The 12,826-nt window shown below is 69.1% G+C and carries 11 protein-coding genes; 5 read left to right on the top strand and 6 right to left on the bottom strand.

What is annotated here, in order from left to right:
- Positions 1–117: 117 nt before the first annotated feature.
- The gene (locus tag M8231_RS05015; RefSeq protein WP_249750943.1) at positions 118–1,020 is read right to left on the bottom strand and encodes an enoyl-CoA hydratase-related protein; all 903 of its coding nucleotides are present in this window, start codon (positions 1,018–1,020) and stop codon (positions 118–120) included.
- A 116-nt stretch (positions 1,021–1,136) separates the two neighbouring features.
- On the opposite strand from M8231_RS05015, the gene tldD reads away from it, so the two are divergent.
- The 3 genes from tldD (at position 1,137) to M8231_RS05000 (ending at position 3,539) form a co-directional block, all read left to right on the top strand.
- On the top strand, positions 1,137–2,567 hold the full coding sequence (gene tldD / locus M8231_RS05010) for a metalloprotease TldD (RefSeq protein ID WP_249750944.1): 1,431 nt from the start codon (positions 1,137–1,139) through the stop codon (positions 2,565–2,567).
- A 62-nt stretch (positions 2,568–2,629) separates the two neighbouring features.
- Positions 2,630–2,920, top strand: a complete 291-nt coding sequence (locus M8231_RS05005; protein ID WP_249750945.1) for a hypothetical protein — start codon at positions 2,630–2,632, stop codon at positions 2,918–2,920.
- Positions 2,921–2,930: 10 nt separating this feature from the next.
- Positions 2,931–3,539 (top strand): hypothetical protein, encoded by a 609-nt coding sequence (locus M8231_RS05000; RefSeq protein ID WP_250202381.1) that lies wholly within the window; start codon positions 2,931–2,933, stop codon positions 3,537–3,539.
- Here M8231_RS05000 and M8231_RS04995 read toward each other — a convergent pair.
- Positions 3,533–4,498 (bottom strand): TraB/GumN family protein, encoded by a 966-nt coding sequence (locus M8231_RS04995; RefSeq protein ID WP_249750947.1) that lies wholly within the window; start codon positions 4,496–4,498, stop codon positions 3,533–3,535. The two genes, M8231_RS05000 and M8231_RS04995, sit on opposite strands and share 7 nt — an antisense overlap.
- Before the next feature lie 165 nt (positions 4,499–4,663).
- On the opposite strand from M8231_RS04995, the gene M8231_RS04990 reads away from it, so the two are divergent.
- Positions 4,664–6,739 carry a TonB-dependent receptor plug domain-containing protein gene (locus tag M8231_RS04990; protein ID WP_249750948.1) on the top strand — a complete coding sequence of 692 codons (2,076 nt, stop codon included), beginning with the start codon at positions 4,664–4,666 and terminating at the stop codon, positions 6,737–6,739.
- 75 nt (positions 6,740–6,814) lie between these two features.
- Here the strand turns inward: M8231_RS04990 and M8231_RS04985 are convergent, their stop codons facing one another.
- Positions 6,815–8,599 (bottom strand): peptide MFS transporter, encoded by a 1,785-nt coding sequence (locus M8231_RS04985; protein WP_249750949.1) that lies wholly within the window; start codon positions 8,597–8,599, stop codon positions 6,815–6,817.
- A gap of 236 nt (positions 8,600–8,835) precedes the next feature.
- On the opposite strand from M8231_RS04985, the gene M8231_RS04980 reads away from it, so the two are divergent.
- Positions 8,836–9,987, top strand: coding sequence for an N-acetyltransferase (locus M8231_RS04980; RefSeq protein ID WP_249750950.1), 1,152 nt, complete (start codon positions 8,836–8,838; stop codon positions 9,985–9,987).
- 4 nt (positions 9,988–9,991) lie between these two features.
- Here the strand turns inward: M8231_RS04980 and mscL are convergent, their stop codons facing one another.
- The 3 genes from mscL to rpsA all read right to left on the bottom strand — a co-directional run bounded on the left by mscL (position 9,992) and on the right by rpsA (position 12,680).
- On the bottom strand, positions 9,992–10,414 hold the full coding sequence (mscL, locus tag M8231_RS04975; RefSeq protein ID WP_249750951.1) for a large-conductance mechanosensitive channel protein MscL: 423 nt from the start codon (positions 10,412–10,414) through the stop codon (positions 9,992–9,994).
- Between the two features lie 17 nt (positions 10,415–10,431).
- Positions 10,432–10,722, bottom strand: a complete 291-nt coding sequence (locus tag M8231_RS04970) for an integration host factor subunit beta (protein WP_249750952.1) — start codon at positions 10,720–10,722, stop codon at positions 10,432–10,434.
- Between the two features lie 254 nt (positions 10,723–10,976).
- Positions 10,977–12,680: a 30S ribosomal protein S1 gene (gene rpsA, locus M8231_RS04965; protein WP_249750953.1), complete on the bottom strand. Its 1,704-nt coding sequence runs from the start codon at positions 12,678–12,680 to the stop codon at positions 10,977–10,979.
- Positions 12,681–12,826: the final 146 nt, after the last annotated feature.

The raw sequence follows: 12,826 nt of genomic DNA, 5'->3' as shown, positions 1-12,826 counted from the left end.
ACGGCCGTCATGAGCGCGGCCGTTGAGGCTCACTGTGCGCCTGTTCGCGGCGAGCGCAAGATGCCGTTTCGTCAGCATCTGGAGCAATTTTGCGCGACCTGATGCGGCTGTGCGGCTTTACCCCGCCCAGTTGGGCGGGCGCTTGTCCAGGAAGGCGGCGACGCCTTCGCGGCCTTCGTCGGACACGCGGGCGCGCGCGATGCGGCGCGCGGTGTCGTCGATCAGACCCGTGTCGATCTTGTGGTGAGCGAGGTCGTGGACCAGCCGCTTGGCGTCGCCCATGGCGCCGGGCGCATTGGCCGACAGGCTGTCGGACAGCATCTCGATGAACTGGTCGACCGAACCTTCCGGCAGGACCATGTCGATCAGGCCGGCGTGGGCCGCGTAGTCGGCGTCGAAGATGTTGCCGGTCAGGAACAGCTGGCGCGCGCGGCGCGCGCCGACCGCCTCGATCACATAGGGGGCGATGGTCGCCGGAATCAGGCCCAGCTTGACCTCGGAAAAGGCGAAGCGCGCGCCCGCCACGGCCACGGCCATGTCGCAGGCCGCCACGATGCCGGCGCCGCCGCCCATGGCCGACCCTTCGACCACCGCCACCGTCAGGGCGGGCACGTCGTGCAGGGCCTTCAGCATCCGGGCCAGGCCTTGCGCGTCGGTGCGATTGTCGGCCTCGGACCAGCCGGCGGCGTCGCGCATCCAGTTCAGGTCGGCGCCGGCGCTGAAGGTCCCGCCCGCGCCGCGGATGAAGACGACGCGAACCCGGTCGGCGCCGTGCAGGGTCTCGAACGCCTCGTGCAGGGCGGCGATGGTCGCGGCGTCGAAGGCGTTCTTCTTGTGCGACCGGTTGATGGTGACGAAGACCACGCCGTCGGCGGTGGCGTCGATCTGGACCAGATCGTCGTTGGCGTCCGGCGCCGGGTCGGCGACCAGCGGGTGGGCGATGCGGTTGATCTCGGCCTCTTCGGCGTCGGTGACGTCCAGGGCTTCCAGGTCGGCTTCGGTCGGCTTGCGGTCGGTCATGTCGGGCTCCTTGGCCGAAGAACGTTCGGGAGGGATGTAGCGCTCCCGGTCGCCGTTGGAAAAGCGCTTGTCGCCGGACAGGTGACGAAGCGCGCGCGAGACCCTACCTAGAGCCCATGACCGTTCACGCCTCCCCGCCGCCCATCCTCGAAACCGCCGGGGTCGATCCCGACGAGGCCCTGTCGATCCTGAAGGGCGCCTTGGCCGGCGCCGACGACGGCGAGCTGTTCCTGGAACGCGCCGAGAGCGAGAGCCTGGTGTTCGACGACGGGCGGCTGAAGTCGGCGGCCTATGACGCGACCGAGGGCTTCGGCCTGCGGGTCGTGGCGGGCGAGACCGCCGGCTACGCCCACGCCAACGAGATTTCGGCCGCCGCCCTGCGCCGCGCCGCCGATAGCGCCGCCCTGGCCAAGCAGGGCCACGCGGGCGTCGCGGCCGACGCCCCGCGCGCCACCAACCAGAAGCTCTATGGCGAGGTCGATCCCCTCGCCTCGCCCGCGTTTTCCGACAAGATCGCCCTGCTGGCCGAGATCGACGCCTGGGCCCGCGCCCGCGATCCGCGCGTGGTGCAGGTCTCGGCCTCGCTGGTCGGAGAGCGGCGGGCCATCGAGATCCTGCGCGCCGACGACCGGGCGGTGCGCGACATCCGCCCGCTGGTGCGGCTGAACGTCTCGGTCACCGTCGAGCAGGACGGGCGGCGCGAGAGCGCCTCCTCCGGCGCCGGCGGCCGCGCCGGGTTCGAGACCTGGGTCGCGCCCGAACGCTGGCAGGCCCAGGTGGACGAGGCGTTGCGCCAGGCGCTGGTGAACCTGGAGGCGGTCGACTGTCCGGCCGGTGAGATGGACGTGGTGCTGGGCGCCGGCTGGCCCGGCGTGTTGCTGCACGAGGCCATCGGCCACGGGTTCGAGGGGGACTTCCACCGCAAGGGCTCGTCGGTCTTCAACGGCATGATGGGCAAGCGGGTCGCCGCGCCGGGCGTGACGGTGGTGGACGACGGCTCCATCGCCGGGCGGCGCGGCTCGCTGTCCGTCGACGACGAGGGCACCCCGACGCAGCGAAACGTGCTGATCGAGGACGGGATCATGGTCGGGCTGATGCACGACCGGCTGTCCGCGCGGCAGATGGGGGTTCAGGCCACCGGCAACGGGCGACGCCAATCGTTCGCCCATATGCCCATGCCGCGCATGACCAACACCTTCATGGAGGGCGGCAAGGATTCGAAGGCCGACATGATCGCCGGCACCAAGCGCGGCCTCTACGCCGCCAACTTTTCGGGCGGCCAGGTGGACATCACCAACGGCAAGTTCGTCTTCCAGTGCAACGAGGCCTATCTGATCGAGGACGGGGTGATCACCGCGCCCGTCCGGGGCGCCACCCTGATCGGCGACGGCGCCACGGCCCTGACCCGGATCGAGATGATCGGCGACGACTTCGCCTTCGACCCCGGCGTCGGCGTCTGCGGCAAGGCGGGCCAGGGCGTGCCGGTCGGCATCGGCCAGCCCAGCCTGAAGATCGCCGGCCTGACCGTGGGCGGCACGGCGGTCTGAGCCTAGCGGAACCGTATCGGACAGTGACGTGTTTCCCCGCCACACCGGAGAGGAGACCCCCAATGCCCACCGAACGTACTGTTGAGCATCCCGACGGCCGCGTCGAACGCATCACCGAGACCTCGGCGGCCCCCACCGTCGTCGAACGTCGCGGCGGCGGCGGCATGGGCGCCATCGTGGCGCTGGTCATCGGCCTGCTGGCCGTGCTCGTGATCGGCTATTTCCTGATGAACATGAGCCGCAACGACGCCGTGGAATCCAACGCCATCGCCGGCGCCGCCGACAGCGTGGGCAATGCGGCGGACAACATCGGCGACGCCGCGCGCGACGCGGTTCCCGAACGCCCCAACTGATTTCGCTTCGATGGCGCCGCGCCCGGATCGGCTGAACGCCTGGCTTTCCAGTCCCCGCCTGCGCTGGGGACTGGGCGGTCTGGCGATCGTCGCGACCGGCGCGGCGTTCGTCGCGATGACGGCGCGTCCTGCGCCGGCGACGGCCGAGATCGACCCGTCCCTGATCCAGATTCGCCTGGTGGCGCCCCCCGAGCCCGAGGTCGAGCCCGGAGAGGTCATGGATGTGGGGCGGCTGAGCGACGGTTTCGACCGGGCCGTGCTGATCCGAGCCGAGGCCGCCCGCCGCGCGGACGAAGCCGCCGCCGCGGCCGCCCTGGCCTATCATGAAGACGACTATGGCGACGCCTACGTCGAAGAGTCTGATCAGGACGCCGTTCGCGGGGTTCGATCCGACGGCTGGCGGCCGGTCGTGACCCTGCCGGCGCCGCCCCGGCGCCCGACCGACCAGGCGCAGGCCTTCGTCGGGTCCCCCGCCGCCTACGGGTTCGACGCCCCTCGGCCCGACTACGCCGCAGAACGTCGCGCCCGACGCGACGCGTGGGAGGCGCGGGCCGCCCAAGACGCCGCGCGCGACGCCGCCGAACGGCGCGCCCGCCCCTACGCCGACATGGGCTACTGAGCCGCCGACGGCCCGGCGCGCCAGTCGGGACCGCGCACCTCCAAGCCGGCCGCCTGAAGACGATCCAGCACGCCCTCGTCCTCGGCCAGGAGCCGCAGCGGCGCCACCGCCAGCGTCACGCCGGGCTCCGCCAAGGCGGCCTGAACCGCCGCGATCCAGCGTTGCCGCAGCGCCGGCCCGATTTCGGGATCGCCCGTCGGCCAGCAGCGGTCGAAGGCCTGGTCCAGCGGATTGGCCAGCACGGCCGCGACCCGCAGTCGGCTCCAGTCGTCCAGGCGTCGCGCCGCCCCCTCGGGCCCCGCCTCGGCCGCGCGCGACGCCGCGTCCAGACAGGGCAGATAGGTCTCTGGCGGCGCCTGGAGCAGGTTGTCGATCATCTCGTCGCCCCGCACGAAGCCCACCGACTGGCCGGGCACGTCGGCCTGGCGCGCCGCTTCGCGCACCACGCGCTCCACCGCCCGCTCTCCCCGGGGCGCGCCCGCGCTCCTGAGCAGATCGAAGCTCTGGGCGGTGGGCGTCTCGGTGCGCCACCCCTGCGCGCGCTCGCCGGCGTGCAGCCGCTCCAACCGCGCCATCAGTTCGGGTGACGCGTAATCGGCGATGGTCGTGTCCTTGGGCAGCCGGGCCACGGTGCGGATGCGCCAGATGACCCGCATCACATCGGCCAGCGAAGCCCGGCCCTCGATCGGATAGAGGATCCGCTCGGCCCGCGCGGTCGCCGCCTCCAGCGCCTCGGGCCGCCAGGCGTAGTCGCGGGGCACGCCGGAGATGGCGCCGACCAGGATGACCGATCCCGTCGCGGTCTCCACGGTCCACATGGGCAGGCCGGCCCGGCGCGCCACCACCACGATCTCGTCCACCGTGGCGACGGCGTCCTGCGGCGGGGCCGGCTGGGCCGAAACGCCGCCAGCGCCCAGCAGCCCGACCATCAGGCCCAGGCAGACGATCTTCAATCGCATGGCGACCTCCCAAACATTACAAACCGTATAGACTTCGTCTCTGAAGTATTGGCACGTGAAATCCCTGTAATGATGTCGCCGATTTAATCCACCTTTCCGCCTTGTAACTGGAGATGACCGGCGCGGATCGTCACACCTTCCCCACCAAATCCGAGGGGAAGACCAATGACAAAGACCGCCCTGATGGCCACCACCGCCCTGCTGTTCGCCAGCTCCGCGGCCTGGGCCGGCGACGAACCGCAAGTGGCCGAGGCCCCCGTGCCGACCGGCGCGACCCGCCAGGCGCCCCTGGCCGACGCCGCCCAGCGCGGCGTGCTGGTGTTCACGCCCGACTTCTTCGCGGCCCAGAGCCCCAACACCGCGCTGGACATGGTCAACCGCGTCCCCGGCTTCTCGGTCGACGACGGATCGGGCGCGCGGGGCTTCGAGGGCGCGGTCGGCAACGTCCTGATCAACAACGCCCGGCCGGCCTCCAAGAACGACACCGGCTCGAACGTCCTGTCCCGCACCCTGGCGCGTCAGGTGGACCGGATCGAGCTGATCCGCGGCGGCGCGCCCGGCATCGACATGCAGGGCTATTCGGTCGTGGTGAACGTCATCCTGAAGGCCGAGAGCAGCCGCCAGTCGATCCTGACCTGGAACACCACCCAGTTCGAAGGCGCCGGTACGGACCTGTACGGCGGCAGCTATCAGTTCACCGCGCGCGAGGGCGACCGGAGCTGGGGCGTGACGCTGTCCGACGGCGTCAGCATGAGCGATTCCAACGGCGCCGGGCGGCTGATCCGCCGGGATGCGGCCGGGAACGTGCTGCGCGACGAGGCGACGATCAACGACGGCTATGGCGGAGGAAACTCGATCCGCGGCACCTACGCCGGCCCTCTGGCGGGGGGCAAGGTGGACCTGACGGCCCGTTACGGCGTCAACGACTGGCACAGCTACGACATCGCCCAGTCCGCGACGGCCTATCGCGAAAGCCGCGACGGCGAGGACAGCGACGGCGGCGAGTTCGGCGTCACCTGGGAGCGTCCGCTGAACGACCGCTTCAAGCTGGAAACCCGGCTGATGCACGATTTCGGCAGCTGGGACGGGTTGTCGACCTATACGGTCCGCGAGGACGGCGTCGCCGCCCCCGAGCAGGCCTTCGCCTATTCCGGAAACAGTTCGGAAAGCATCCTGCGCGCCCTGGTCCGCCACGAACGTTCGCCCAAGGTGACGATCGAGACCGGCGGCGAGATCGCCTACAACATGCGCGAGACCGAACAGGCCTTCACCGTCGGCGGAACGAACATTCCCCTGCCCAGCGCCTCGGTGAAGGTGGAGGAGACCCGCGGCGAGCTGTTCTCCAAGGGCACCTGGCGGCTGCACCCCGATCTGACGCTGGAGGGCGGTCTGCGGCTGGAGGCCTCGACCATCAGCCAATCGGGCGACGCCGACCAGGAAAAGAGCTTCTTCTTCGCCAAGCCGCGCTTCCAGGCGACCTGGACGCCGATGCCCGACAACCAGCTGCGCTTCCGCTTCGAGCGCGAGCTGGGCCAGCTGGACTTCTCGGACTTCGCCGCCTCGGCCGAACTGCAGGACGAGAACGTGTTCGGCGGCAACGTCGACCTGGAACCGGAACAGCGCTGGATCAGCGAACTGACCTACGAGCGCCGCTTCTGGGGCGAGGGCGTGGTCTCCATCGGTTATCGCCACGACGAGATCGTCGACGTGATCGACGTGATCCCCCTGGCCGACGACCTGTCGGCGATCGGCAACATCGGCGACGGCACGCTGGACCAGCTGTCGCTGAACGTGGTGGTCCCGCTGGACAAGATCGGCTTCACCGGCGGCCAGTTCACCTTCAAGAACGACTGGAACAAGACCCGCGTGACGGACCCGACCACGGGCGAGGAACGCCCCATCTCGGGCGTGCGCTCGACCCAGGCCAACGTCGGCGTGCAGCAGGACATCGCCAGCTGGAAGCTGCAATGGGGCGTCAACTGGCTGCCCTATCTGAGCGGACAGCCGACCTACGACCCGGACCAGGTCTCGGGCTGGCGCGGATCGGACTATGTCGAGGCCTTCGTGGAATACAAGCCGACCTCCACCCTGGCGATCCGCGCCCAGCTGAACGTGTGGGACGACTTCACCCTGCGGCGCACGGTCTTCACGGACCGCGAGACGCGCGACACCCTGTTCGTCGAGGAGCGGGAGATCGATCCCCGCACCTTCGTCTCCCTGCGGATCCGCAAGACGTTCTGAGGTCGGAGAGCGGCAAAGAAGAAGCCCCGGCGGATCGCTCCGCCGGGGCTTTTCCGTGCCGGATGGTTCAGCCGGTCAGTGGACGCCGGCCATGCCCTTCTTCAGCAGCGGCGAGATCAGCAGCAGGAAGACGCCGACGCCGACGCCGACCCAGCCGATGGTCCCGAAGATGGAGCCATACGTCTGCAGCGCCAGTGCCGGGCTGGTGACCACCCCAGCGACGGTGTCCGTCGCCGTCGCCTTGGCGATGATGCCGGCGACGATGTGGGCCACCGAACTGGACAGGAACCAGACGCCCATCATCAAACCGACCACCCGCGCCACCGACAGCTTGGTGATCATCGACAGGCCCACGGGCGACAGGCACAGTTCGCCGATCGTGTGGAAGAAGTAGGTCAGGAACAGGAACATCAGGGGGACGCGGAAAGCGTCGTTCGCCATGTTCGACGCCGCCCAAGTCAGGACCAGGAAGCCGAAGCCCACCAGCACCAGACCAAAAGAGAACTTGACCGGCGTGGAAGGCTCGCGATTGCGCTTGGCCAGCCAGACCCACAGGGCGGCCATGACCGGGCCGCCGAGCACGATGATGCCCGGATTGAAGGTCTGGGTCATGGCCGCGTTGAACCAAGAGGGCATTTCGGTCGACTGGTCTGCGAACAGGGTCAGCGAGGAGCCGGCCTGTTCGAACAGGGCCCAGAACAGCACGGAGAAGAAGATCAGCACCTGGGCGACCAGCATGCGCGACCGCTCGGCGCCCTTCAGACGCAGCACGGTGAAGCCCACCACGCCCGCGAAGATAACCCCGGCGATCCACGGCAGCGCCGTCTCGATGATCTCGTGACGCTGCATCAGGAGCCAGGTCGGGATCACCGCGATGATGCCGGCGATCCAGAAGAAGGGCACCAACGGCACGCCCAGGATCGAACGGCCCTGGATCGGAACCGGCGGTCCGCCACGGCCCTCGAGCCACGACTGGCCCAGAACGAAGGTCAGGAGGCCCGCCAGCATGCCGATGCCGGCCAGACCAAAACCGTAAGCCCAGCCGTATTTGATGCCGAGATAGGAACAGGCGATCGTGGCCAGGAAGGAGCCGAGGTTGATGCCGACGTAGAAGATGGTGAAGCCGCCGTCGCGACGGGGATCATTCTCTTCGTAGAGGGCGCCGACGACGGTGGAGATGTTGGCCTTCAGGAATCCGACGCCGACGATGATCAGCGACAGCGCCAGGAACAGGACCGGCTCGCCCAAGGTGGTGTCGCGGGTGGTTTCCAGCGTGTATCCGCCGGCGGCGGTGAAGGCGGGGAAGCCGGCCTGGGCCGATGCTTGCGGCGCGGCGGCGGCGGCCGGATCCAGAGCGCCGGTCGGTTGGGCGTCGAGAGCGGCTCCTGTGGCGACGGCGGCGACGTCGGCGGCGTTCGCGGCCGACGGCTCGGCGCCGACGGTGGAGACGCCTTCGGGCGTGATTGCGATGTGAACGCGCTCGTCACCGTTGACGGCGAAGATCTGACGGTTCTGGTCGCGACCCTCGACCTGAAGTTCATAGGTGGTGTCGCCGATGGTCAGGCGTTCACGGCCGCCCGAGCCTTCGAAAGCCATGGTGAAGTGGCCCAAGACCAGCAATACGGCGCCGATGATGACCGCCTTGCGTGATCCCAGATACCTGTCGGCGATCATGCCGCCGATGACCGGCATCAGATAGACCAGGGCGGCGTAGGCGGCGTAGATGCCCTGCGCCTCGGCCGGGCCGAACAGGAAGTGCTGCGTCAGGTACAGGACCAGCAACGCCCGCATGCCGTAGTAGGAGAACCGCTCCCACATCTCGGTGAAGAACAGGATCACCAGCCCCCGCGGGTGGCCCAAGAATGTCTTGCGAGGCGCGAGCGCCCCCCCATCCGTCGCTGTCAACGGCTCACTCCCAACTGCCGCGCCATGACCCGGCGCGCGAAAGGCGCATAAGCAGCACGGTCGGCCCGCCCGAACAAGGCTTAAGGCTAGCGCCGCGTTAACTTGTCCCGTCCCCGGCGGGCTGGCCCGCGCCGTGCTTGATGGCTGGGCGACCGGCGCGGGATGTGCCGGCGTGGGACGAGGAGAAGGCGATGGCCGTGCGGCCGATGCAGCCGTCGGACTATGAGGGGGTCAACCGCCTCTATCGCTCGGTCGGCTGGCCGGAACGGTCGCTGGCGGGCTGGCGCTGGCTGGAGGCCAACCCCGCGCGGCTGGAGACCGCCGCGCCGGTCGGATGGGTGATCGCCGACGAGGCCGACGCGCCCGCGGCCGTGGTCGGAAACCTGGTGCAGCGCTTTCACGCCGGCGAGCGCCGACTGATCGGCGCGACGGGCTTTTCGATCGTGGTGCCGCCGTCGCGGGCGGGGGTCAGCCGGTCCCTGATCCGTGCGGTGATGAAGCAGCCGGGTCTGTTCGCCGCCTACACCTTCAACGCCAATCCCAAGGCCGCGCCGCTCTACAAGATGTTCGGCCTGCGTCCCTTCCCGGACCGGACGCACGCCTTGAAGCTGTCCTGGCGGGTCGACTGGGCGGCCAGCCTGGGCGGACGCCTGCTGCGCGCCCTCTACGCTCGCACGCCGGCGGAACGGGCGCACCGGATCGGCGAACGGCTGCTGAACCGCCGACTGGATGCGAACCGGCCGTTGCGACTGCCCGAGGGGGTGCAGGTTCTGCGCGATCTGTCGGACCGCTCGGCCTACGCCGCCTACTGGACGACGCTGAAGGCGGCGACGCCGCTGGTCGCGGATCGGTCGCCCGAGACGATGCGCTGGCGACTGGCCGACCCGGACCAGGCGCGCCCGCCCCTGCTGCTGGCCGTGGTGCGCGACGGCGCGATCCAGGCCACGGCGATGGCGATGATCGCCAAGACCAGCATCCTCGAGCCGCCCTGTCTGGACATCATCGACCTGACCGCCCTGCCCGGCCCTGGGGCGGACGGGGACATCCAGGATCTGGCGCGCACGCTGATCGCCAACGCCCGGGGAATGGGCGCGGCCAAGGTGCGGTTGCCGATGGTGTCGCCAGACCTCTTGGCCCGGTTGGGGCCGCTGGCGACGCGGGCCCGCAAGGAGGGCGGCTGGGGTCATTGCCACGCCCGCATCACGGACGACGCCCTGGCCGCGCTGTGGGCGCCGACGCCGTTCGACGGCGACTTCTCGATCTGCTCGCGGCCGGCGCCGGTTCGGTCCGTCCCCGCGGCGCGGCGCCGGCCCGCAACCGTCGGTCAGGCGATGAAGGCCTGACGCCTCAGGGGTTGGGGCGGGCCTTCAGTTCGTCGCGGATCTCGGTCAGCAGGGCCTCGGTCGGGGTCGGGGCCGCCGGCGCCGGATCGGGCTGGGCCGCCTGCTGACGGCGCAGGGCGTTGACGCCCTTGACCACCAGGAAGACCACCCAGGCCACGATCAGGAACTGGATGACGGTGTTCAGGAAGGCGCCGTACTGGATGGCGACCTTCTCGACCTCTTCGGTCGCCGGATTCTCGGGCCGCAGCACCCATTCCAGCTTGGAAAAGTCGATGCCGCCGGTGATCAGGCCGATGGGCGGCATCACCACCTGGTCCACCAGGCTCTTGACGATGCCGTTGAAGGCCGCGCCGATGATGACGCCGACGGCCAGGTCGACGACGTTGCCCTTGACCGCGAACTCGCGGAATTCGGAAACCAGGCTCATGGGATGCTCCTTACGGTTCAGGCGTCGCCGGATGCGTTCAGACGTTCGCGCAATTCCTTGCCGCTCTTGAAGAAGGGCACCGCCTTGGCGGGGACGTCGACGGTCTCGCCGGTGCGCGGGTTGCGGCCCTGCCGCGCGGGCCGCGACCGGACGGAAAAGGCGCCGAAGCCGCGCAGTTCGACCCGGCCGCCCTCGGACAGGGCGTCGGTCATCTTGCCGAGAATGACATTGACCAGCCGCTCCACCTCCGCATGGGTCAGATGGGTGTTCTCGGCCGCCAGTTTCTCGATCATCTCCGACTTGATCATGAAAGCCCCTGCCCTGACCCTTCCGCTGAGACGTGCTTTGAGGTTCGGTCCACCCTAACCCCCGAACGACATTGCACAAAGCCCCTTTGCGCGCCTTCGTTCGACGGCACCATGTCGGTTGCCGGACAGAGGCGCAAGGGGACAGGCGGGCGCCGACGCGCGCCCGGACGCAAAAAAGGGCGGCGAGGTGATCCCCCGCCGCCCGATCTTGGCCTCCGTCGCGGAGCGCGAGGCGCTCCGCGATTTGAGAGTCCTTACTCCTTGGAGCCGGCGTTCTTCAGCGCGGCGCCCAGGATGTCGCCCAGCGAAGCGCCCGAGTCGGACGAGCCGAACTGTTCGATGGCTTCCTGTTCGTCCTTCATTTCCAGCGCCTTGATCGACACCGAGACGCGGCGCGAGGCCTTGTCCACGGCGGTGATCATGGCGTCGACGCGGTCGCCGACCGAGAAGCGTTCCGGACGCTGCTCGTTACGGTCGCGCGACAGGTCCGACTTGCGGATGAAGGCCGTGACGGGCGCGTCGTCCTCGCCGAACTTGACCTCGATGCCGCCGGTCTCGATCGACGAGACGGTGACGGTGATCTGCTGGCCGCGGCGATAGGTGTCGCCTTCGCCGATCGGATCGCCGCCCAGCTGCTTGATGCCCAGCGAGACGCGTTCCTTCTCGACGTCGACGTCCAGGACCTTGGCCTTGACCATCTCGCCCTTGCGGTAGCGCTGGATGGCTTCCTCGCCCGACACCGACCAGTCCAGGTCGGACAGGTGCACCATGCCGTCGATGTCGTTGTCCAGACCGATGAACAGGCCGAACTCGGTGGCGTTCTTGACTTCGCCCTCGACGGTCGAGCCGATCGGGTGGTTGGCGACGAAGGCGTCCCACGGATTGTCCTGGGCCTGCTTCAGGCCCAGCGAGATGCGGCGCTTGGAGGCGTCGACGTCCAGCACGACCACGTCCACTTCCTGCGAGGTGGAGACGATCTTGCCCGGATGGACGTTCTTCTTGGTCCAGGACATTTCCGAGACGTGCACCAGGCCCTCGACCCCGGCTTCCAGCTCCACGAAGGCGCCGTAGTCGGTGATGTTGGTGATGCGGCCCGTGTACTTGGCGCCGACCGGATACTTGGCTTCCACGCCGTCCCAGGGGTCCGACTGCAGTTGCTTCATGCCCAGGCTGATGCGCTGGGTGTCCGGATTGATCTTGACGATCTGCACCTTGACAGTGTCGCCGACGGCCAGGACCTGCGACGGGTGCGAGACGCGCTTCCACGACATGTCGGTGACGTGCAGCAGGCCGTCGATGCCGCCCAGGTCCACGAACGCGCCGTAGTCGGTGATGTTCTTGACCACGCCTTCGCGGACTTCGCCCTCTTGCAGCTGGCCGACCAGCTCGGTGCGCTGTTCGGCGCGGGCTTCTTCCAGGATGGCGCGACGCGAGACGACGATGTTGCCGCGCGGACGGTCCATCTTCAGGATGGCGAAGGGCTGCTCCTTGCCCATCAGCGGGCCGACGTCGCGGACCGGACGGATGTCGACCTGCGAGCCCGGCAGGAAGGCCGAGGCGCCGCCCAGGTCGACGGTGAAGCCGCCCTTGACGCGGCCGACGATGGCGCCGTTGACCGGCTGGCCTTCGGCGAACACGGCTTCCAGACGGGTCCAGGCTTCCTCGCGGCGGGCCTTATCGCGGCTGATGACGGCTTCGCCCAGGGCGTTCTCGACGCGCTCCAGGTAAACCTCGACGTTGTCGCCGACCTTGGGCAGCTTGGCGTCTTCGCCCTGGCCGAACTCGCGCATGGCGATGCGGCCTTCGGTCTTCAGGCCGACATCGATGATCACGATGTCCTTTTCGATGCCGACGACGCGGCCGTGAACGACCTGGCCTTCGCCGAAGTCGCGGCCTTGCAGCTGTTCGTCGAGAAGGGCGGCGAAATCGTCGCGGGTGGGGGTGAGAGTGTCAGTCATGGAGCCGAGAAGCGTCCTGTAAGGGCTAGGGCGCGCGACCGGACGGTCCCGCGCGGGATGGATTGAAAGGATAGTCAGGTCGTCGGATGCGAGACCGGTCGGCCAGGAACGCCCGCGGAGATCGAGGCCGGCGCGTTGGATTTGCG

It is taken from the genome of Brevundimonas albigilva, from assembly GCF_023573565.1.
Lineage (GTDB): Bacteria > Pseudomonadota > Alphaproteobacteria > Caulobacterales > Caulobacteraceae > Brevundimonas > Brevundimonas albigilva.
The sequence above is the reverse complement of the archived record's forward strand: the minus strand, read 5'-3'. Positions and strand labels throughout refer to the sequence as shown.